Annotated in this window: 20 protein-coding genes; 8 read left to right on the plus strand and 12 right to left on the minus strand. The window is 68.8% G+C overall.

Going from position 1 to position 21,566, the window contains the following annotated elements; translation table 11 throughout:
* Positions 1 to 45: 45 nt before the first annotated feature.
* Positions 46 to 462: a GNAT family N-acetyltransferase gene (locus OHA10_RS11970; RefSeq protein WP_371406253.1), complete on the minus strand. Its 417-nt coding sequence runs from the start codon at positions 460 to 462 to the stop codon at positions 46 to 48.
* Positions 462 to 1,415, minus strand: a complete 954-nt coding sequence (locus tag OHA10_RS11975; protein WP_371406254.1) for a GlxA family transcriptional regulator — start codon at positions 1,413 to 1,415, stop codon at positions 462 to 464. Before OHA10_RS11975 ends, OHA10_RS11970 begins: the two co-directional genes overlap by 1 nt.
* 82 nt (positions 1,416 to 1,497) lie before the next feature.
* Here OHA10_RS11975 and OHA10_RS11980 point away from each other — a divergent pair, with 82 nt between their 5' ends.
* Positions 1,498 to 1,758, plus strand: a complete 261-nt coding sequence (locus OHA10_RS11980; protein WP_371406255.1) for a hypothetical protein — start codon at positions 1,498 to 1,500, stop codon at positions 1,756 to 1,758.
* Here OHA10_RS11980 and OHA10_RS11985 read toward each other — a convergent pair.
* Positions 1,746 to 2,918, minus strand: coding sequence for a DUF418 domain-containing protein (locus OHA10_RS11985; RefSeq protein ID WP_371406256.1), 1,173 nt, complete (start codon positions 2,916 to 2,918; stop codon positions 1,746 to 1,748). The genes OHA10_RS11980 and OHA10_RS11985 overlap by 13 nt on opposite strands.
* Positions 2,919 to 3,033: 115 nt before the next feature.
* Positions 3,034 to 3,174, minus strand: a complete 141-nt coding sequence (locus tag OHA10_RS11990; protein ID WP_166678253.1) for a hypothetical protein — start codon at positions 3,172 to 3,174, stop codon at positions 3,034 to 3,036.
* A 102-nt stretch (positions 3,175 to 3,276) separates the two neighbouring features.
* Between OHA10_RS11990 and OHA10_RS11995 the strand changes: the two genes are divergently transcribed.
* On the plus strand, positions 3,277 to 4,134 hold the full coding sequence (locus OHA10_RS11995; RefSeq protein ID WP_371406257.1) for a DNA-formamidopyrimidine glycosylase family protein: 858 nt from the start codon (positions 3,277 to 3,279) through the stop codon (positions 4,132 to 4,134).
* Between the two features lie 3 nt (positions 4,135 to 4,137).
* Positions 4,138 to 4,263 (plus strand): hypothetical protein, encoded by a 126-nt coding sequence (locus tag OHA10_RS12000; RefSeq protein WP_371406258.1) that lies wholly within the window; start codon positions 4,138 to 4,140, stop codon positions 4,261 to 4,263.
* A gap of 11 nt (positions 4,264 to 4,274) precedes the next feature.
* Here OHA10_RS12000 and OHA10_RS12005 read toward each other — a convergent pair whose 3' ends face one another.
* On the minus strand, positions 4,275 to 5,111 hold the full coding sequence (locus OHA10_RS12005) for a hypothetical protein (RefSeq protein WP_371406259.1): 837 nt from the start codon (positions 5,109 to 5,111) through the stop codon (positions 4,275 to 4,277).
* A gap of 125 nt (positions 5,112 to 5,236) precedes the next feature.
* Between OHA10_RS12005 and OHA10_RS12010 the strand changes: the two genes are divergently transcribed.
* Entirely contained in the window at positions 5,237 to 5,560 is a 324-nt protein-coding gene (locus OHA10_RS12010; protein WP_371406260.1) for a rhodanese-like domain-containing protein, read from the plus strand.
* On the opposite strand, the gene OHA10_RS12015 is transcribed toward OHA10_RS12010, so the two are convergent.
* The 3 genes from OHA10_RS12015 to OHA10_RS12025 are packed head-to-tail and all read right to left on the minus strand — an operon-like array spanning position 5,547 to position 8,401.
* On the minus strand, positions 5,547 to 6,674 hold the full coding sequence (locus tag OHA10_RS12015) for a sensor histidine kinase (RefSeq protein ID WP_371406261.1): 1,128 nt from the start codon (positions 6,672 to 6,674) through the stop codon (positions 5,547 to 5,549). The genes OHA10_RS12010 and OHA10_RS12015 overlap by 14 nt on opposite strands.
* Positions 6,675 to 6,679: 5 nt before the next feature.
* Positions 6,680 to 7,831: a sensor histidine kinase gene (locus OHA10_RS12020; RefSeq protein WP_371406262.1), complete on the minus strand. Its 1,152-nt coding sequence runs from the start codon at positions 7,829 to 7,831 to the stop codon at positions 6,680 to 6,682.
* A 27-nt stretch (positions 7,832 to 7,858) separates the two neighbouring features.
* The gene (locus OHA10_RS12025) at positions 7,859 to 8,401 is read right to left on the minus strand and encodes a hypothetical protein (protein ID WP_371406263.1); all 543 of its coding nucleotides are present in this window, start codon (positions 8,399 to 8,401) and stop codon (positions 7,859 to 7,861) included.
* A 155-nt stretch (positions 8,402 to 8,556) separates the two neighbouring features.
* Here OHA10_RS12025 and OHA10_RS12030 point away from each other — a divergent pair, with 155 nt between their 5' ends.
* From OHA10_RS12030 to OHA10_RS12040, 3 genes are all read left to right on the plus strand, one after another.
* On the plus strand, positions 8,557 to 9,216 hold the full coding sequence (locus OHA10_RS12030) for a response regulator (RefSeq protein WP_371406264.1): 660 nt from the start codon (positions 8,557 to 8,559) through the stop codon (positions 9,214 to 9,216).
* Positions 9,217 to 9,294: 78 nt separating this feature from the next.
* Positions 9,295 to 12,663 carry a phosphodiester glycosidase family protein gene (locus OHA10_RS12035; protein WP_371406265.1) on the plus strand — a complete coding sequence of 1,123 codons (3,369 nt, stop codon included), beginning with the start codon at positions 9,295 to 9,297 and terminating at the stop codon, positions 12,661 to 12,663.
* Positions 12,664 to 12,673: 10 nt separating this feature from the next.
* Complete coding sequence (locus OHA10_RS12040) at positions 12,674 to 13,582, plus strand: LD-carboxypeptidase (RefSeq protein WP_371406266.1); 909 nt, start codon at positions 12,674 to 12,676, stop codon at positions 13,580 to 13,582.
* Here the strand turns inward: OHA10_RS12040 and OHA10_RS12045 are convergent.
* From OHA10_RS12045 to OHA10_RS12055, 3 genes are all read right to left on the minus strand, one after another.
* Positions 13,554 to 15,332: an alpha/beta fold hydrolase gene (locus tag OHA10_RS12045; protein ID WP_371406267.1), complete on the minus strand. Its 1,779-nt coding sequence runs from the start codon at positions 15,330 to 15,332 to the stop codon at positions 13,554 to 13,556. The two genes, OHA10_RS12040 and OHA10_RS12045, sit on opposite strands and share 29 nt — an antisense overlap.
* Before the next feature lie 84 nt (positions 15,333 to 15,416).
* A complete protein-coding gene (locus tag OHA10_RS12050; RefSeq protein WP_371406268.1) occupies positions 15,417 to 17,195 on the minus strand; it encodes an ABC transporter ATP-binding protein in 1,779 nt (592 codons plus the stop codon).
* Positions 17,192 to 18,952: an ABC transporter transmembrane domain-containing protein gene (locus OHA10_RS12055; protein ID WP_371406269.1), complete on the minus strand. Its 1,761-nt coding sequence runs from the start codon at positions 18,950 to 18,952 to the stop codon at positions 17,192 to 17,194. Before OHA10_RS12055 ends, OHA10_RS12050 begins: the two co-directional genes overlap by 4 nt.
* A gap of 139 nt (positions 18,953 to 19,091) precedes the next feature.
* Between OHA10_RS12055 and OHA10_RS12060 the strand changes: the two genes are divergently transcribed.
* Positions 19,092 to 20,501, plus strand: a complete 1,410-nt coding sequence (locus tag OHA10_RS12060) for an MFS transporter (RefSeq protein WP_371406270.1) — start codon at positions 19,092 to 19,094, stop codon at positions 20,499 to 20,501.
* On the opposite strand, the gene OHA10_RS12065 is transcribed toward OHA10_RS12060, so the two are convergent.
* Positions 20,488 to 21,501: a GTP pyrophosphokinase family protein gene (locus tag OHA10_RS12065; RefSeq protein ID WP_371406271.1), complete on the minus strand. Its 1,014-nt coding sequence runs from the start codon at positions 21,499 to 21,501 to the stop codon at positions 20,488 to 20,490. The two genes, OHA10_RS12060 and OHA10_RS12065, sit on opposite strands and share 14 nt — an antisense overlap.
* Positions 21,502 to 21,566 lie beyond the last annotated feature (65 nt).

Here is a 21,566-nt window from a genome sequence, read left to right on the forward strand (position 1 = left end):
ATGCAAATCGAACGGGCCGCACGTGTGCGGCGTCACGTTCTCAGCTCAGAGCGGCTTCACCCAGCGAGACCACTCGGCCTGCGGCGCATAGCCCGCGGTCGACCAGACCCGATGCGCCTGCTCGTTGTCGTCGAGCACCATCGCATCGGCCCGCGTCCCGCCGTACGACGCGAACCGGGCCTCAGCGCGCTCGACCAGCTCGCGACCGATGCCCTGGCGCCGGTGCGACGGAGCGACCGCGAGCCGGTACAGGTGGCAGCGCCACCCGTCCCAGCCGACGATGATCGAGCCGACGACAACCTCGTTGTCCACAGCAAGGATCAGTGCCTCGGGATCGCGGCCGATCAGACGCAGTACGGCGTCGGCCGAGTCGGGTGGACGATGCGAATCCTCTGCTGCATCGGCCCAGAATGCCAATACTGCAAGGGCATCGGCGGGCACGGCGTTGCGGTAGGCAATCATCAGCTGGCGGTCTGGAACGTTCGGCGGTAGTCCTGTGGCGGCACGCCCACCACTCTACGGAAGTGATGCCTCAGCAGCGCCGCCGTCCCGAATCCTGATTCGGACGCGATCTGCTCGATGCCCATCCGGGTCTGTTCGAGGAGGGTGCGGGCGCGCAGCACGCGCTGGGTGGTGACCCACTTCAGCGGCGTCGTCCCGGTCTCGGCGACGAAGCGGCGGGCGAAGGTGCGCTCGGACATCTGCGCGCGCCGAGCCAGTGCCGGCACGGTGTGGTCGATGCTGAGGTTGTCGACCATCCAGTCGAGCACCGGCTGCAGGCTCTCACCGGACGACTCCGGCACCGGCACCTCGACGTACTGCCGCTGGCCGCCGTCGCGCTGCGGCGGGACGACCATCCGGCGGGCGATCCGGGTCGCGACCGCGCTGCCGAGCTCGCGCCGGACCAGGTGCAGACAGGCGTCGATGCCGGCCGCCGTACCGGCGCTGGTGATGATGTTGCCGTCGTCGACGAACAGCACGTCCGGGTCCAGCTTCGCGGTCGGGAACTGCTCGGTGAACTTCTTCGCGTACCGCCAGTGCGTGGTGCACGCCCGGCCGTCGAGCAGTCCGGCGGCGCCGAGCACGAATGCGCCCGAGCACACCGTGAGCAGGATCGCGCCCCGCGCCTCCGCCCGGCGGAGCGCGTCCAGGACCCGGTCGTCGTACTCGTGCCGCCAGGTGGTCGCCGGGATGCCGATCAGGTCCGCGTCCTCGAGCTCCTCCAGCCCGTACGGCGCGATCACCTGCGAGTGGGTGCTCGTCTCCATCGGCCGGCCCGGGGTGGTCGAGCACACCTTGAAGTCGAACGGCGGCACACCGTCGTCAGTGCGGTCGAGTCCGAAGACCTCCGCAAGTACTCCGAACTCGAACAGCGCGACGTCCTCCATGAGCACGACGGCGACTTTCTGCAGCATGCCGCCAGTATGGCAGGAATTTGTCGGAGTATGTCAATAGTGCCACTGGTGGCAGGATCTAATTGGTAGCATGATTACTGCCATGACCGGATATGTAGTTCTCGTAGTACTCGTGCTGGCTGTGATCGCAGCTCTGGAGATCAGCAACAGGCGCCACTCGACCGGTCCGGCGGCCGGCCCGAAGGGCACCTGGATCGCCGATGACCGCGACGTGGCCCGGACCAAGCTCGACCTGCTGGCGCTCGGCGCAGCGGCCAAGCCCTTTGCCCACAAGCCCGCATCGACCACCGGGACCGTGCACACGATCCGCACCGTCCGGCTGCATGGCCGTCACGCGGCCTGAATTCGCCACCTGGGGGCGGTCGCATTCGTGACCGCCCGCAGTGCTCCTTCGACGGGGCCGTAGCGGAAGTTGTTGAGCCACATGTGGCTCAGGATCACCTGCAGGACGAAGATCCCGACCGCGAAGCCCGCGGTCTCAAGTGGCGACACCTGACCCACCAGGCCGAACCCGACGCCGGTGAAGAGCAGCAGTGTCGCCAGTGATTGCCCCAAGTAGTTCGACAGCGCCATCCGACCGGCCGGCGCCAGCAGGCGGCGGATGTCCTCGCCGCGATCGGTGTGCATGAAACGCAGCAGCGATGCGGCGTACGCGGCCGACAGGAACGGCGCGGTCAGCACGCTGATCAGTACGCCGCGGGTGTCTCCGTTGCCCCCGAGCGACGCGTAGTACAGGCCACCGGTGATGCCGACGGTGAAGCCGACGAGCTGGACGAGTCGTAGTACTGCCTCGTTGCCGTTGAGGTTCTTGAGCAGCCGGCGCCGTCCGACCACCATGCCGAGCAGGAACGCGGCCAGCGTGGTCGGGCCTTGCACGGTCAGCAGCGACAGGCCGTACGTCGGCAGCGCGCGGACGTGCTCGCCGATGACGTCGCTGAACGAGCCGGCGAGGTTCGCGGTGGTCTGCTGTGCGGCGGCGACCGCAGTGGTCGGGTCGAGGATCGCGGACGTGTCGAGGAACACCGCTGCGACCGAGAGCGTGACGAAGAGATACGCGTAGATCGCGCCGGCGACGAGGAGCGCCGTACGGTCCTTCACTCGACGCATGCCCAGCAGGACCAGGCCGATGATCGCGTACACGCTGAGGATGTCGCCGGTGATCAGAAAGACGCCGTGCAGCGCGCCGATCACGAACAGCCCGCCCAGCCGCCGCAGCATCCGCGGCCTGAACGCTGCGCCTGCTCGCTGGGCCGCCTCCATCTGCAACTGGAAGCTGTACCCGAACAGGAACGAGAACAGCAGGTAGAACTTCATGTCCACGAAGGCCGTCGAGAGCCAGCGCACGGACTGGTCGAGCCAGGAGTCGTACGCCGGGTCCTCCGCGATGTGAATCGGGAACCCCGAGGCGGCAAAGGTGATGTTGACGACCAAGATGCCCAGCAGGGCGAAACCACGCAGCGCGTCGATGTCCTGAATGCGCGTCCGATCCAGTACCTGGCCCATACCACCAGCTCACCAGCACAACACCCCCGCACACAGTCACCCTGAATCCTCTTCGGGGGTGGAGTTACCTCTACCCCCGACGAGCACGACCGTGCGCCGGGGTGCGCCTACCAGGTCAGTGAGCGCGGCGCTGCTGGACCTTCTGGAATGCCTGCTTGATCTTCTGCTGGTTCTCCGGCTTGCTCAGCTCACGCTGCGCGACCTGCACCAGCTTGGCGACCACAGCGCCCTTGACCAACGTCTTAACAAACCCCATCAGGGCCTCCCTACTCTGTTGTCCACGACGTTACCGTCCGCCACAACCCCCATCCATGGGTGATCCGCCGGAACTGTCCCTGGCGTCAGGCACACTAGGAGGGTGCCTGAGTTGCCGGAGGTGGAGTCGCTCGCCACGTTTCTGCGGGAGCGTGCGGTCGGGCATGCGTTCGTGCGGGCCGACATCACGGCGATCAGTGCGCTGAAGACGTACGATCCGCCGGTGTCGGCCATGGTCGGGCTGCTGATCGACGACGTTCAGCGGCACGGCAAGTTCCTGGACATCTCGGCGCAGGGCGTGCACTTGGTGATCCACCTGGCCCGCGCCGGCTGGCTGCGGTGGAAAGAGGAGCAGAACACCGGGCTCGTGCGGCCGGGCAAGGGGCCGATCGCGCTCCGCACCGTGCTGGACGACGGATCAGGGTTCGACCTGACCGAGGCCGGGACCCAGAAGAAGCTCGCGGTGTACGTCGTGCGCGATGTCAACGAGGTCCCCGGGATCGCGCGGCTCGGGCCGGACCCGTTCACGCTGTCGCTCGAGGACTTCGGCCAGATCCTCAAGGACCAGGGCCGGGTCCAGCTCAAGGGCGTCCTGCGGAACCAGTCGGTGATCGCCGGTATCGGCAACGCCTACTCCGACGAGATCCTGCACGTCGCGAAGATGAGCCCGTTCAAACCCGCGTCGAACCTGTCCGAGGACGAGCTCGAGACGCTGTACGAGGCGATGCGCGAAACCCTCCAGGACGCGGTCAACCGCTCGGCCGGCCTCGCCGTACAGGACTTGAAGTCGGAGAAGAAGTCCGGCCTGCGCGTGCACGGCCGCAAGGGCCAGAAGTGCCCGATCTGCGGCGACATCGTCCGCGAGGTCAGCTTCGCCGACTCCTCCCTGCAGTACTGCGCAACCTGCCAGACCGGCGGCAAGCCACTGGCCGACCGAAGGCTCTCCAAGCTGCTCAAGTAGTAGGTGCCGCTGGACGGCATCTCCGGCCTGGGGCACATCGTCATCACCCTCGGCCTGATCTTCTTCTTCGTGAACCTCGGCAAGCGTCTGCCCACCAAGGAGAAGGCGGACGCGGTCAGGGCGTCATAGAAGGCAAGCTGTCACAGGTCGACGACGTACGGCGAGCAAGCCGAGCGGCGGCCTGCCTCCAACCGGACCCGCAGCTCGTGCCGGCCCGGCGGTCCGGCGACTCGGGTCGCCCATCCGACAGACCGGCCCGGCTCGAGGCCGTCGAAGCTCCACGACTGCTCGGTAGCGGACCATCCCGGTGGCAGCGGCAGCTCGACCTCGCCGCGCGCCGGGGTCCGGCCGAAGTTCGTCACGACCACGGTGATCTCGTCGCGGCCCGGGTGGATCGAGGCCAGGACGGTGCCGACCTGCGCGACGAGCACCCGCCGTACGCCGATCGGGATCGCCAGCGGGACGACCCGCAGCGCAGGCATCGGGAACGGGCCGACCGTGGTGCGGGTGAGTTGCTGCCCGGTCACGGCGTACCGCCGGCCGGCCAGCCGGATGTGGTGCTGGATGTCCGGCTCGACCATGCCGACGAACCGTACGGCGACGTCCATTGCGCGGCGCGCGACGAGGTGGGCCGTCGTACCGGTCGGCGTGAGGTCCCAGACGCCGTCCGCGTTGGCGGTGACCGTGTCCGGCGGGACGATCCGCAGCTTGCCCTTCAAGGCGACGCGGACGACGGGTGACTCGCCCGAATCGGGCAGCCGGACGACCAGGTCGTCACCGTCCTGACGCCAGGTCAGCGCCCGACCGGTCTCGTCCTCGACGACGTGCAGCGGCGTGGTCGCGAGGCCGGGGAGGCGTACTTCGTGGTCCGGCGGACGACGGGCGATCCGGAGCAGCAGGAGCTCGCGACTCCGCAGGATCGCCTCACCCCAGGGTTGCGGATCGAACTCTCCCGGGATCCCCTGAATCAGCGCCACCGCAGCCTCCTTCGAGCCACGGTCCGAAATCCGCCGCCGCCTGTCAATCCCATATCCGGACTCCGGGCAACCGCCTTCCTGAACCGGCGATCTGCGGTGCCCGCGAGTCTGACATGCTTGGGGGCATGTTCCGGAACCAGGAGATCCCTTCGGTGGTCGTGGCCGAGCTCGACGACGACCTGCTCGCCGAGGCGTTCGTGCTCGACGTCCGCGAGCCGGACGAGTGGGATCGCGGGCACATCGAGGGCGCCGTACACATCCCGCTCGGCCAGCTGCAGGACCGCGTCGGCGAGGTGCCGCTGGACCAGAAGGTGCTGTGCGTCTGCGCCGTCGGCGGCCGTTCCGGCATGGCCACCCAGTTCCTGAACCAGCTCGGCCGCGAGGCGATCAACCTCGACGGCGGCATGCACGCCTGGCAGACCTCGGGCCGCCCGGTCAGTACGAACTGAGTCGTCTGCCGTCGGGGAGTACTGCTTCGACCCTCCACCCGTTGGTGATCGGACCGGCGGTCAGTTGACCGCCGAGGTCCTGGACGCGGTCACGCAGACCGGCAAGGCCGTAGCCGGTGCCGGACAGCTGTGGATGCTCGTTCACGGCGGCGCCGTTCTCCACGCGAACGCTCAGGTCTCGACCTGACCCGCGGACGACGACGCGTACCGCGGCACCCGGTGCGTACCGCAGAGCGTTCGTCAGGCTCTCCTGCACCACCCGGAACGCCGCATGCGCGACCGGCGCCGACACCCCGTCACGCGAGCCCTCGAACCGGCACGACACGTCCAGCCCACTCCGCGCCGCCCGCGTGACGATCTCCTCGATCAGCGACAGATCCGGCCCGCCGACCTCAACGCCACCGAGCAGCTCGACCAGCCGCCGCAGATCCTCGTGCCCTTGCCGCGCCGACTCGGCGAGCCCGGCGAACACCTCCGACGTACCGACCGGATCCCGATCCACCAGCCGCTGCCCGGCCGCCGCCTGGATCACCATCACGCTGATCGCATGCCCGACGATGTCGTGCAGCTCCGATGCGATCCGCGCCCGCTCATGCCGTACGGCGAGCTCGGCGAACAGCTCGCGCTCCTCCTCGAGCTCGCGCCCACGCCGCGCGAGTGCCTCGGCCGACTCCCGGTGCAACCGCAGTACCGTGCCGGCCAGGAAACTCGGCACGCTGAACATCACCAACGGAACCTCGATGTTCCCGCCGAGGACGAACCAAAGCACAGCCAGGTACGCCGCCAGCGCGCCCGCGACCACCCACGACGCCCGCCCGGACCAGCCGAGCGCCGCGACCAGCGTGAGCAACGCAAGGATCGCGAACGCGGTATCCGGGAACCAGCCGTAGGCGTTGAGCGCGACCGGCACCAGTAACAGCGCACCGCCGAGGATGGCGACCAGCCGCGGATGGGTCCGCCACCACATCAGCGTGAGCCCGCTCGCCATGAGTCCCGCGGTGAACACGTTCCCGCCGACCGAACTGGGCCAGCCGTGGATCGCAGTCGGTACGGCGATGACCGCGATGACCAGCACCACGATCCCCACCTGTTCGAGCCTGCGTCCGGTGTTCATGTCGCTCAGCCGACCACCGGCAGCTGGGCGACTGCGCCCGCCCGCCCCTTGGTGACCTTCACGTCGACCGAACCGCCCAGCAACTTCGCGCGCTCCTTGGCCCGGGCAACCGCGGCCTTCAGATCGGCGGACTCGCCCACCTGCCCGTTCACGCGGATCTCGAGCGCATCGGACTCGAACCGCACAGACACTACGATCGGCGCGTCGGCCTGATCGGCCAGCGCGGTCACGAGATGCTCGACGATCCGGTACGCCGAAAGCTCAACAGTCGCAGGCAATGCGCGCGGGTCGCCAGTGACGACCAACTGCGAGTGCGCCGTACGAAGCCGGGCGAGCAAGGTGTCGAGGTGAGCCACCGTCGGCGTCGGTGCGAATGCGACGTCATCGCCGCGCAGCAGCCCGACGATCTCCCGCATGTCGTCCAGCGTCTGCCGGCTACCCGACTCGATCGACTCCAGGACCGCCTTCGCCTCGGCGGGGGGCAATCCGTCGGCGGACTCGGCCGCCGTGGTGAGGTCGGCGAGCCGCTCCTGCAGCAGCCCGTCGAGCTGGCGCGAGAGTCGCGCCCGGTCGTCCGCGACGTCGAGCGCCGCCCGCTCGTCGCGCAGTTGCCGCAGCTCCGCCTCGCGGTTCGCGAGCTCCCGGTTCAGCGCCGTACGACGACGCGCCGCCAGCCCGACGCCGAACACGATGCACACGATCGGCAGCGCCAGGATGATCGCACCCGGGCCTGTCGTCGCGTCGATCACCAGCACGAACACCGTCAGGACGATGCTCAACCCGCAGACGATCCACGCGGTCGTCCGCTTGCTCGCCTGCGCCCCGAGGAATGCGATCACGAACGCGAGCGGGAGACCCGCACCGCAGCGGGTCACCCACCCGAACAGCAGGTCGTGCGCGGCGATCGCCAGGACGGAGACCGTGGCGACGGCGAGGATGCCCCGCCGCCACCACAGCACCGGAATCGTCGCCGCCGCGAACACCGGAACCATCCAGAACGAGTGCGAGCTCTGGGCGTGCACCATCGATCCCTCCGCGATGGCGTTGCGCACCTGGGCCTCGGACGTCTGGGTGTTCTCCAGCATCAACAGGACGCCGAGCAGGGTGAGACCACCCGCGATCCCCCAATCGCGAAGCTTGATCCCGGTGAAGACCATGGCCCGCTCCCTACTCCAGCGATCCGCTCAGGCAGCCGTGTGCTCGTGCACCGGTGCGATCCCCCCGGACCGCTTGGTGACTCGATTCTGCACGAGTACGCCGATCCCGTAGAAGAGCGCGATCCCCGGCAGTGCGATCGCCAGCGCGCCGGCGACCGTGTCGATCGACGCGTCGCGCCACAGCATCACGAGCTCGAGTACGACGATGCCGCCGAGACCGATCAGCTGGTTCAGCCACGATCCGGCGTACCGCGCAACGGCGAACGCGAGCGCGAAGCCCAGCGGGATGACGACGCCGCACCGGGTCACCCAGCCGAACGCGAGCACGTGCGCCAGCGTGGTGACGGCGGTGACGCCGACCACCGCGAGGATGTTGCGGCGGCGCCACAGGATCGGCAGCGTCACCAGCAGGAAGACCGGCAGCATCGCCCACGTGGTCGTCGACAGCGGGTGCGGCAGATCGGCGTCGGTGGCGGTGATGTTCTCGACCATCAGCAGCACACCCGCAGCGGTCATGAGGCCGGCCAGCACGTAGTCGAGGGGCCTGATCCCCTTCAAGATCTCGTTCATCGGTTTGTCCCTTCGTCCCCGGGTCGTTTGACCCCATGCAGCGAAGGTAGATTTCGGCGCCCGTCGTCCACGTCTGGCGCAAGAACGATCCTCCGGACCCGGCGTCGTCCGCAGGGATGACTACGTCGGCCCTGCGGATGACGCACAATCAGCGTGTGCCCGACAAGATCCGTGTGCTGGTCGCCGACGACCAGACCCTGGTACGCACCGGCTTCCGGGTCATCCTGGAGGCCGAGGGCGATATCGAGGTGGTCGCCGAAGCCGACACGGGTACGGCGGCCATCCGGCAGGCGCAGCTCGCGGCGCCCGACGTGATCCTGATGGACATCCGGATGCCCGAGCTCGACGGACTGTCCGCGACCGAGGAGATCCGCCGGCAGCCGGACCCGCCGACGATCATCGTGCTCACCACCTTCGACCAGAACGAGTACGTCTACCGCGCGCTCCGGGCCGGCGCGGCCGGGTTCCTGCTCAAGGACTCGCCGTCCACCCGGCTCATCGCCGCCGTCCGCGCGGCGGCGACCGGCGACTCACTGATCGAGCCGGCCATCACTCGACGGCTGGTCGAGCGCTTCGCCGAACCGGTTGTCGCCGAGGGGCTGCCGGCGGAGCTGGCCGCGCTCACCGACCGGGAGCTCGACGTACTGCGGCTGATCGCGCGCGGACTGTCCAACGCCGAGATCGCGGCCGAGCTCGTGGTGGCCGAGACGACGGTGAAGACGCACGTCGCCCGGCTGCTGACCAAGCTCGGGGTCCGCGACCGGGTCCAGGCCGTCGTCGTGGCATACGAGACCGGATTCGCCAATCGCCGCTGAACAATTGGTGAAAGATCTTCCGGATCGGCTCGGGAGAAGTTAGTTTGTCACAGCTGTCCGTCCGCTGGGGAGGCTCCTGTGACGCTCGTCCGTGCTCTGACCACAGCCGTAGGCGTAGGCGGCCTACTGGCCGGCGTACTCGTGAATCCAGCCCTCGGGCAGACGACCGAAGGCATCACCGACGCCCAGATCGCCCAGGACGGCGTACTGACGACACGGGTCGACAGCCCGGTCGCGCCCGGCGTGAACTACACGTCGTTCGAGCGCCTCGACCCGAAGGGCTGGCAGCGCGGCGACATCCTCGACACCGACCTGGACAGGCACGGCGTGACCGTCGACCTGGTCAACAACGGTGGCAAGGTGTCCGGCGGCCAGCCGCTCAGTCAGCAGCTCGCCCGCAAGGGTGCGATCGCCGGTGTGAACGGCGACTTCTTCGACATCAACGACACCACCGCGCCGCTCGGCGTCGGCGTCGAGCAGAGCGGCAAACTGCTCAACGCCCCGGCCTCCGGCCACAACGACACCGCGGTGATCGGCAAGGACGGCCTCGGCAGGATCGCCCAGCTCTTCCTGCAGGGCACAGCCGTCGACGGTACGACCAAGCTCGAGCTGACCAACCTGAATTCGCCGGCCGTCAACTCCGGCGGCGTCGGCCTCTACACCCCGGAGTGGGGCGACGCGGCCCGGACCAGGACCGTTGACGGCCTGCCGACCGTCCGCGAGGTGATCCTTCGCGACGGTGTGGTCGTCTCGTCGGCAACCACTCCGGCAACCACCCCGTTGGCGGCCAACGAGCAGGCGCTGATCGGGCGCGAGGCCGGCGCCGACGCGCTGGCCGCGTTCCAGGTCGGCGACAAGGTCGACGTGCAGTACGGCCTGCGGCCCGACGCGGCCGACATCGCGGTCGGCGTGAGCGGCAACTACGTGCTCGCGAAGGACGGCAAGGTCCCGGACGACGTACCGGACGCGGATCTCGCGCCACGGACCGCGGTCGGGTTCGACGCCGACGGCAGCCGGATGATCCTGCTGACCGTCGACGGCCGGGCGACCGGATCGCGCGGGCTGTCGCTCAAGGAGATGGGCCGGCTGATGATCAGCCTCGGGGCTGACGACGCGCTGAACCTCGACGGCGGCGGTTCGTCGACGATGCTCGCCCGTACGCCGGGCAAGGCCGTGCCGGACGTGGTCAACGACCCGTCCGACGGCGGCGAGCGGCTGATCCCGAACGGTCTCGGACTGCTTCCGGTCAAGGGATCAGGCAAGCTCAAGGGTTTCCGCGTCGAGTCCGTCGGCACCTCCGAAGAAGGCCCTGATGCCGACATCTCCCGCAGCTCGCGTGTCCTCACCGGGCTCAGCCGAGTCCTCACCGCGACCGCGTACGACGAGACCTACGCGCCGGCGCCCGGTACGCCGTCGTGGTACGCGGGCAGCAATGTCCGTGTCGACCAGCACGGTGTCGTCACCGGCCGCCGCGCGGGCGACGTGATCGTCACCGCGACCCGCGCCGCGGCGAACGGAAGGTTCCCGATGACAGTCCTCGGTACGCCGACCCGCCTCGCCCCCTCGACCCGCCAGGTGTCGCTCGCCGACTCCACGGCCAAGGGCTTCTTCGAGGTCGACGGGTACGACGCCGACGGGTTCTCGACCTGGATCGAGCCGCGTGACGTCGAGCTCAGCTACGACCCGGCCGCCGTCAAGGTCGTTGCCAAGCGCAACGGCTTCGAGGTGAACGCGCTGACCGACGACGCGGTGTCGACTGTGATCACCGCAAAGGTCGGTGCCCTGAGCACCCAGTTGAGCGTGACCTCGGGGCTGACCAGCACGGTGGTCGACAAGCTCGACGACCTGACCAGGTGGGCGGCGAACGCCGTACCGGTCGGTGCGGCGACGGCGTCGCGGTCCGCTGCGGAGGGACATGACGGCGGCCAGGCGATCGCGCTCGACTACTCGTTGACGGGCAGCACGGCGACGCGGGCGGCGTACCTCTCGCAGACTCCGCAGCAGACGCTGCCCGGTCAGCCGCAGAAGCTCGGCGCCTGGATCTACGGTGACGGCAAGGGCGCTTGGCTGCGGGCCAACGCTTATGACGCCGCCGGCGGCACCGCGCAGACGCTGAACCTGGCAGCCGCCGTTGACTGGACCGGCTGGAAGTACGTCGAGGCCGACATCCCGCCTGGACTGACGTACCCGCTGCGGTTCTGGCGGATCTACGTCGTGGAGACCTCGCCGACCCGGCAGTACTCCGGCCGGATCGTCATCGACGACCTGACCGTCCGGAGCGCGCCGCCGGTGACCATGGCGCCGCCGGCGAAGGTGATCGACCCGATGGTCGTCACCGACGGGACGGTGACCGGCAACGGCCGCTGGCGGTTCGCGGTGATGTCCGACGCGCAGTTCACCTCCGACGACCCGAACTCGGACTACGTGAAGCAGGCGCGGCGGACGATCCGCGAGGCGCTCGCGCAGAAGCCCGACTTCCTGGTGATCAACGGCGACTTCGTCGACCGGGCGTTCGGGCCGGACATCGCGCTGGCCAAGCAGATCATCGACGAAGAGGTGGCCGGCAAGGTGCCGGTGCACTACGTGCCGGGCAACCACGAGACCTACGGACCGGGCGACCTGTCCGAGTGGAAGAAGGTCTTCGGGGCGGCGACGAGCACGTTCGACCACAAGGGCACGCGGTTCATCCTGCGCGACTCGTCGCTGGGGTCGCTGCGGGCCGGTGGGTTCGACCAGATCCTCGACCTGCGCAAGCAGCTCGACGACGCGGCCACGAACAAGACCGTCAAGAACGTCGTGGTGATGGCGCATCACCCGATCGACGACCCGTCGCCGACGCAGAACTCGCAGCTCGGCGACCGTAAGGAGGCCGCGATGATCGTCCAGTGGCTGGGCGACTTCCGCGCCTCGACGGGCAAGGGTGCTGCGTACATGGCGGCCCACGCCGGGACGTTCGCCGCGACCCGGACCGACGGTGTGTTGCTGCCGCTGACCGGCAACTCGGGCAAGTCGCCGGCTGCTGCTCCGGACGCCGGTGGATTCACCGGCTGGGCCCTGGTCGGGATCGACCCGCACGTGACGGCCGCACCCGCCGGGCAGCGGAATTGGTCGGCGCCCGAGCGGTCCTGGTTCCAGGTCGAGCTGCGGCCGCACGTCGATTCACTCGAGCTGGCCGCGCCCGCGTCGCTTCGCCGCGGACAGTTCGCCACTGCGTCCGCCACGGTGATCCAGGAGGACCGGAGGGTTCCGGTCAGCTTCCCGGTCTCCGCGGACTGGTGGGGTTCGACGCTCCTGCACATCGGTCCGGCGAAGACCGCTCCGTTCTGGGCGGTCGCGTCGTACGACCCGGCGACCGGCCGGCTGACGGCCTTGCACCCGGGCACCGTGCAGCTGGGTGTGACGGTGAACGGCGTCTCCAAGAGCACGACGCTGCGGGTGGATTGGTAGCGTCCTCGGCGTGACTGACGTGGTGGTGCCGCAGCGACTGCGGAGTGGTGACCGGGTTGCTGTGGTGGCGCCGTCGGGGCGGGTGGACGGCGCACGCCTTCAGATCGGGCTGGAGCACCTCAGGTCGTGGGGTCTCGAGGTCGACGTGATGCCGTCGGTGCTGGCCGGGCACGAGCGGTTCCAGTATCTGGCCGCGGACGACAAGGCGCGCGCCGAGGACCTGCGGAACGCGTGGCTCGATCCGCAGTACGCCGCGGTGTTCTGCGCGCGTGGTGGGTACGGCGTGCAGCGGATGCTCGAGTACGTCGACTTCGACGAGCTGGTCGCCGTACCGAAGTGGTTCCTCGGCTTCAGCGACATCACCGCACTGCACGAGCCGTTGAACGCGCGTGGTCTGGTGACGCTGCACGGTCCGATGGCTGCTGCTGTGGAACAGCTGGGGAACGAGGCGGGCCGCGAGCGGCTGCGGGCGCTGCTGTTCGAGCCGGAGAGTGTGACTGATCTGCTGGCGCCGGGCGGCGCACGCACTGTGGTCGGTGGGATCGCGTCAGGCCGGCTGTGTGGTGGCAACCTTGCGCTGCTCGCATCCAGCCTCGGTACGCCGACCTATGCACCGCCGGTCGGTGTCGTCGTGCTGGAGGAGGTCGACGAGGCCGGCTACCGAGTCGACCGGATGCTTACGCAGTTGTTGCGCGCCGGGTGGTTCGATCAGGTGACAGGGCTCGTGATCGGCGATTTCAGTGGCGTCCAGGACCCGCTTGATGTAGTCCACGAGCGACTCGAGCCTCTCGGCGTACCGATGGTGGAGGGTGCGGCGATCGGCCACGAGGCGCTGAACCTCGCCGTACCGCTTGGGTTGCCGGTCCGGCTGGACGCGACCGCCGCCACTCTCACCCCAGGTGCTCTCGCAGGAAGCTGAAGGCTTGTGGGTAGGCGTCGAGGCGGTTCTTGAGCTTGGCGAGACCGTGGCCCTCGTCGGGGTACACGAGCAGTTGGCACGGTACGCCGCGCTTCGTCAGGGCGTCGGTGATCTGCTCGGCTTCTGACAACGGCACGCGCGGGTCGTTCGCGCCGTGGATGACGAACAGCGGCGCCCGGATGTCGTCGACCCGGCTGAGCGGGCTGGCCGACTCCAGGAACTCGCGATCCGTTGCCAGGTAGCCGTACTCGCGCTCGCGCATGGATCGCCGGTAGTCCGAGGTGTTCTCCAGGAACGTCACCAGCGAAGCGATTCCGACGATGTCGACGCCGGCTGCCCACAGGTCCGGCTGGAACGCGACGCCGGCCAGGACCATGTACCCGCCGTACGAACCGCCCCACAGCGCGGCCCGCTTCGGGTCGCCGCCGATCGTCGGCAGCCAGGCGTTGATCGCGGCCAGGTCCTTCACCGAGTCCAGCCGCAGCTGCCGGTCGTCGAGCGTGTACCAGCGCTTGCCGTACCCGGCCGAGCCGCGGACGTTCGGTACGACGACCGTGTGCCCCTCGCCGGCGAGTGACGAGATGATCGGGCTCCAGATCCGCAGCGCCGCGCCCTCCGGACCGCCGTGCACGTGGACCACCGTGGAGCCGAGGTCCTCAGCGGTCGGCCGGAACACGAACACCGGCACCTGCTCCCCGTCGAACGACGGCACCCGCAGACTCTCCGGATGCTGCACCTCGACAGGCACCTCCACCGGTCGGACTGCGGTCAGCTCACCGCCCGGGACAAACCGGTACACAGTTGGCGGAGTGATCGGCGAGTTGTAGGTGATCGCCGCGAACGAACCGTCGGACGACCAGATCGGATCCGGTGTCGCCATCGACAACGCCGCGACACCACCGGCGGGCAGGTCTAGCGGCGCGACGAGCGAGCCGTCCTCCAGCCGGTGCAGCGCCAGCGACACCTCCCCGTCTTCCAGCACGGCGACCAGCAGGTGCTCGCCGTCCGGTGAAGGCCAGCCGGCCAGATCGCGAGCGTCATCGACGAGTACGTCGCTCCACGCCGCGTCGACCACGTCGTACCGGCGCAGGGCCATGCGATCGCGGTCCGCGTTCGTCGACACGAGGAACGCCGACGAGTCCGGGAGCCAGGCGACGGCACCCTGGTCGTTGTGCGCGTCCTCCGGGGTGAGCTCGGTGATCGTCCGGCTCGACGTCTCGACCAGCAGCAGCTGCATCGAATTCGCCGGGGTGCTCGCCTTGGCGAGGACGACCCACTTGTCGTCGGGGGACGGGTTGACGCCCATCACCCAGCCGCCCTCGTCGTACAGGACGGTCTCGCGACCGGTGGCGAGGTCGCGCGCGACCAGATCGAAGTCGACGCCGTTGCGGCGGTTCGTGGTGTAGAGCACCCGCTCGGCCCGCGCGTCGACCAGGTGATGGATGTACTCCGAGTCGTGCACCAGCGGGGTCAGTGTCGGCAGGCCGGGCTCGTCGAGATCGAGCATGGAGAGCTGGCCGCGCTCGTCGCCGCCGGTGTCGTGCTCGATGATCACGTGGCTGCTGCCGGGCACGAACCGGGCGCCGCGGCAGGTGTCGCCGAGATCGGTGAGGGCACGCCAGGCCCCGTCCGGGGCGACTTCGTTGACCTGGCGGGTGCCGGTGCCGTCGTACAGCACGAGCATCCGGCCCTCGTCATCCACATCGAGGGCCATCGTGGTGGGCAAGGAGAACAGTGTCGTCAGCAGCACGCGTTCATCCTCACACGGGGACGGGTGGATCCGTTGGGATCGCAGTTCTCCCTGTGGATAACCGCGGACCCACCCGTCTGTGCGTCAGCGTTCGCCGTGCCAGGAGTTCCAGAGCGCCGCATACGCGCCCTGGGCATCGACCAACTCGTCGTGGCCGCCGAGCTCGACGATCTTGCCGTCCTCGACGACCGCGATCACATCCGCATCGTGCGCGGTGTGCAGCCGGTGCGCGATCGCCACCACGGTCCTGCCTTCCAGAACGGTCGCCAAGGACCGCTCCAGGTGCCGGGCCGCGCGCGGGTCCATCAAGGAGGTCGCCTCGTCCAGGACCAGCGTGTGCGGGTCTGCGAGCACCAAGCGGGCCAATGCGACCTGCTGCGCCTGGGCAGGCGTCAGCGAGACCCCACCAGAGCCCACCTCGGTGTCCAGGCCGTCGTCGAACCCGGCGACCCAGCCGTCGGCGTCCACCGACCGCAGTGCCGCCCACAGGTCGGCGTCCGTCGCGTCCTGCTTGGCCAACCGCAGGTTGTCGCGGACGCTGCCCACGAATACGTGGTGCTCCTGGTTGACCAGGGCCACGTGGCTGCGGACCTGCTCGGCAGACATCTGGTCCAGCGCCGCACCACCCAAGGTGATGTCACCGACGCGTGGCGAGTAGATGCCGGCCAGCAGCCGACCGAGGGTCGACTTCCCTGCACCGGAAGGCCCTACTAGTGCCACACGAGCACCCGGCTGGACCGTCAGCGTCACGCCGTGCAGCACGTCGCGGCCCTCGAGGTACCCGAACCGCACGTCGTCCGCCAGCACAGTCCGGCCGTCCGGCTCGGCATCGCCATCGGTCGCAGCGGTCTCGACCTCACGGACGCCGACCAGCCGCGCCAGTGACACCTGGGCCACCTGCAGCTCGTCGTACCAGCGGATCATCATGTTGACCGGCTCGACCAGCATCTGGATGTAGAGCGCACCCGTGGTGAGTGCGCCGACAGTGATCCAGCCCTGGATGGCGAAACCGCCACCGATCACCAGTACTGCGGCCAACGCGACCGTGTGGGTCATGTTGATCACCGGGAACAGGATCATCCGCAGGTACAGCGTGTACCGCTCCCAGGCGACCCACTGACCGATCCGGGTGTCACCGAGCTTGACCCGGCGGTCGCCGAGCCGGTGCGACTCGACGGTCCGGCCGGCGTCGACGGTCTCGGCCAGCGCGGACGCGACCGCGGCGTACCCGGCTGCCTCCGACCGGTAGCCCGATGGAGCGCGCCGGAAGTACCAGCGGCCGCCGATGATCAGGATCGGCGCAGCGATCACCACTGCCACGGCCAGCGGCGGTGCGGTGACCACGAGCGCACCGATCAGCAGCCCGGCCCAGATGACCGCGATCGTCAGCTGCGGTACGGCGTCGCGCATGGCGTGCGACAGCCGGTCGATGTCCGTGGTGATCCGGGACAGCAGGTCACCGGTGCCGGCGCGCTCCAGCACGCCAGGCGGCAGCCCGACCGAACGGACCAGGAAGTCCTCGCGCAGGTCCGCGAGCATCTCCTCGCCCATGACCGCACCGCGCAGTCGCGTGAGCCGGACGAAGATCGTCTGCACGATCAGTGCGATGACGAAGCCGGTCACGACGTACGGCAGCTTCACGTCGGTCTTGCCCTGCGAGAGCTTCTCGACGACGTTGCCGAGCAGCCATGGGCCGACCATGCCGCTCAGCGCCGCCACTGCGTTGACCAGCGTCAGCCAGCCGAACGCACGGCGATGCCGGCGGAACAGTGATTTCAGGTAGGCGCGCACAGTCGCGCTGCCTGCCACCGGGAGCCGCACTACTTCCTGTGGGGCCGCCGGGTCGTACAGAGGGCGCTTCACGCCAACTCCTCGAGAGTTTGTTCGTCTTCACGGGTCACGACCGCGCGGTACCGCGCGCTCGTGTGCAGCAGCTCGTGGTGCGTACCGACGGCCTCGACGCGGCCTTCCGGCACGAACACCACGCGCTCCGCCCGGTCCAGCATCAGCGGACTGGACGTGAACACCACGGTGGTCCGGCCGGCGCGCAGCAGCTGCAGACCGTCGGCGATACGCGCCTCGGTGTGCGCATCCACCGCACTGGTCGGCTCGTCCAGCACGAGCACCTGTGGGTCGACGTACAGCGAACGAGCCAACGCCACACGCTGACGCTGACCACCGGACAAGGAGCGTCCGCGCTCAGTCAGCACTGCGTTCATCGCGTCTGACTCACCGGTAGGCAGCGTCTGCCGCAGTACGTCGAGAATGTCGGCGCACTGCGCAGCGTCCAGCGCCGTCTCCGGAGAGACCGCACCACTCGCCGGCACGTCGAACAGCTCGCGCACCGTCCCGGACAGCAGCACCGGGTCCTTGTCCTGGACCAGTACGACGGTCCGCGCGGACTGCAGCGGGATGTCGTCGAGACCGACGCCGCCGAGCAGCACCGAGGCCTCGCCGTCAGCTGTCGGGCTGTGACCGCCCAACCGGTCGGCCAGCAGACCACCGGCATCCGGGTCGCCGGCGACGACCGCGGTGAAGCTCCCGGCTGGGACATGCAGACCGGTGACCGGGTCGAGCAGGTCGCCCTGCGGCAGCTGCGCATCCGCGGTGCCCATGGTCTCGTCGGTCCGCTGCAGCGACAGCACCCGCGCGGCGCGACGAGCCGACACCTTCGAGAAGATGAACGCGCTCGCCGTCTCCTCGAACGTGTGCAGCGGCACCAGCATGAACGTGATGAACCCGTACGTCGTGACGAGCTCGCCGACCGAGATCCGTCCGGACGTCACCATCCGGACGCCCATCCAGACGACGACCACCAGGAACAGTCCGAACAGCAGCACCTGCAGCGCCGCGATCAGCGACCACATCCGCGCACTGCGGACGGCGCTGCTCCGGTACTGCTGTGAGGCCTCGCGATAGCGGTCCAGGAACAGCTGCTCACCGCCGATGCCGCGCAGTACGCGCAGACCGGCAACGGTGTCGGCAGCCAGCTCGGTGGCACGGCCGCCCTTGGCCCGCTGCTCGTCGGCACGACGTTCGGCCGGGCCCATCAGCGGGACGATCGAGAACGCCAGCACCGGCACGGCGACGGCGACGACCAGACCGAGCTGCGGCTCGTAGAACAGCAGACCGATGACGACCGCGAAGCAGGTCAGCAGCGCGGCGGCGAATCGGCCCAGGACCTCGACGAACCAGCCGATCTTCTCGACGTCGCCACTGCTCACGGCGACGACCTCACCGGCGGCGATCCGGCGGGTCAGCAGCGAGCCCAGCTCCGCCGCCTTGCGCATCAGCAGCTGCTGCAGGCGGGACGCGGTACTGATCCAGTTGGTCACCACGGCGCGGTGGAAGAACGAGTCGGCGCCGGCCTTGGCCGCGCCGAACGCCAGCAGCAGCCCACCGGCCAGCATCAGCTTGGGCCAGGACAGGTCGATCGCGGCCTGGACGGCCAGACCGACGGCAACCGGAGCGGCGGCGATGCCGCCGAAGTAGACAAGCCCCCAGAACACTGCGAGGGCCTGCCCGCGCAGCTGCTGGTGCTCCAGCCAGATGATGAGTCGGAGGCCGGAGCGGGTGTCCGGCACACCCGGGTCGGCGAACGGGATGAGGCGCAAAGACATGACGTCTCACAAACGAGGCATAGAGGGATGAAAGAGGCACCTGACCAGGCGTATAGATCAAGCCTAGGCGGCCCCGCCGACAGTCCGTCAAACCGTTTTCGAAGCCGGTAGTAAAGTATTCAAGGATGAAGGGATCCGGGTGGAGGAGCTGACGCGGGGGCGGCGGCTGCTGGTGCTGGCGATCTGCTGTTCCAGCCTGTTCATCGTCGGCCTGGACTCGACGATCGTGAACCTGGCGCTGCCGGCGATCCGGTCCGAGTTCGGGGCGCCCGTCGCGAAGCTCCAGTGGACGATCGACGCGTACACGCTGGTGCTGGCGAGCCTGCTGATGGTGTCGGGTTCGACCGCGGACCGGGTCGGGCGGCGGCGGACGTTCCAGGCCGGTCTGGTGCTGTTCGGGATCGGGTCGTTGCTGTGCGGGTTCGCGTCGAGCATCGACCTGCTGATCGCGTTCCGGGTGCTGCAGGCCGTCGGCGGCTCGATGCTGAACCCGGTGGCGATGTCGATCATCACCAACACGTTCACCAACCCGCGCGAGCGGGCGCAGGCGATCGGTGTCTGGGGCGGCGTGGTCGGGTTGAGCATGGCGGTCGGGCCGGTCGTCGGCGGTGCACTGGTCGATGCGGCCGGGTGGCGGTTCATCTTCTGGATCAACGTGCCGGTGACGGTGGCCGCCGTACTGATGACGGCGTTCTTCGTGCCGGAGTCGCGGGCCGCCGTACCGCGACGGATGGATCCGGTCGGGCAGGTGCTCGTCGTACTGCTGCTCGGTGGCCTGACGTACGGCATCATCGAGGGCCGTACGGCGGGATGGGGTTCGCCGCTGATCATCGGGTGCTTCGTGGTGTGCGTGGCGGCCGCGGTGACGCTGGTGTATTACGAACGCCGCCGGGACCAGCCGCTGCTGGAGCCGCGGTTCTTCCGGAGCGCGCCGTTCTCGGGGGCCACGCTGATCGCGGTGTGCGGGTTCTCGGCGCTCTCGGGGTTCCTGTTCCTCAACTCGCTCTATCTGCAGTCAGCACGTGGTTTCACCGCGCTGCATGCCGGATTGCTGACGCTGCCGATGGCGGCGATGACTGTGGTGTTCGCACCGATCTCTGGCTGGTTGGTCGGTCACCGTGGTCCGCGCGTACCGCTGGTGGTCGCCGGGACCATGCTGACGGCGGCCGGCCTGATCCTGTCGCGGCTGGGAACCACGACCTCCACTGCGCAGTTGCTGATCGGCTATCTGGTCTTCGGACTCGGTTTCGGCATGCTGAACGCGCCGATCACCAACGCAGCGGTCTCTGGCATGCCACGCTCCCAGGCCGGTGTCGCAGCAGCCATTGCGTCGACCAGTCGCCAGGTGGGCGCCTCACTGGGCGTCGCGATAGCCGGCACCGTTCTCACTGCCCGTCTGGTCGGCCCACTCGAGACCGGCTTCGTCGATGCCGCCCGGCTCTGCTGGTACATCATCGCGGGCTGCGGCGTACTCGTCCTGGTCCTCGGCCTGATCACAACCAGCGCATGGGCTCGACGTACCGCGGACGCTCTCGTCAAGACTGGATGATGCCGGCGCGGGTCAGAGCCTTGAGGCGGCCGCGGAGGATCTTCTGGCGGCGCTCCTCGTCGGGGAACAGGTCGAGGTAGGCGGAGCCCTTGGCCGCGAGCAGGTCGTCGTCCAACCGTCGTACCGTGCCGGCAGGCGCCCTGTGGGTCATCGCGGACTGGACTGCTTCGCTGTCGATGCCCGTCAGTAGTTCGGTGAGCTGTTCCTCGGTGCTGACGCCCAGCCGGAGCAGGACGCCGAGGATCCACGCGTAGTGGGTGGTCTTGGCGTGCGGCGCGTCCGGGTAGCGGCGGGTCAGGTATGTCGTCAGCGTGCCGGTGGTCAGGTCCAGCGGGGCCTTGTCCGACGCGGTCGCTGCCAGCTCGCGGTAGAGGCGGTCGATCTCGGTGAACTCGTTGTCGGCCAACTCCATCAACGCCGCGGCGAGCAGGAACCGCCGGTCGAACTCCGGCTTGCGGTCCGGCGGGATGTCCAGCTTGTAGCGGATGTCGTGCTCGAACTCGGCCCACGCGTGCTGGACCGCCGTACGGACCTGGATCTCCATCACCAGGTTCTTGAGTACGGCGTACTCCGGCAGCTCTCGTCGGTGCGCGTTCAACCGGACCAGATAGTGCTTGCTGGCGTACCCGAACACGCCCTGCGCGCGGGTGTGCGCGCCCATGTCGGTGTGCTCGACGATCTCGAACTCTTCCTCGATCACCTCACACACCCGGTCCACCGCCTCGACCAGGAACGTGATCACCCGCGCCGCCACCAGGTCGGTGATCTGGTTCAGCGGGTCGTCGTACTTCGGTCTGCTGGGGTCATCGGGATGCGGTTTCGCCGCCTTCGCGAGGAACGACTCGGGGTCCTTGGCGCGGGCGGTCGCGGTCAGGTAGTTGATGCCCTCTTCTTCGCCGATCAGCTCGTTGATGAGTGCCTCGAGCTTGCGCGCGCCACCGACGTACTGCTGGTGCACCCGCTCGTACAACGCCCCCGCCTGCGGAGCCCACTCCACCATGGCCGAACCCTAGTGGTCTTCGGGTCGCTCGTGCTGTCTATCGTTTTCTACTCATTTTGCTAGAA

The organism is Kribbella sp. NBC_00662, from assembly GCF_041430295.1.
Classification (GTDB): Bacteria; Actinomycetota; Actinomycetes; order Propionibacteriales; family Kribbellaceae; genus Kribbella.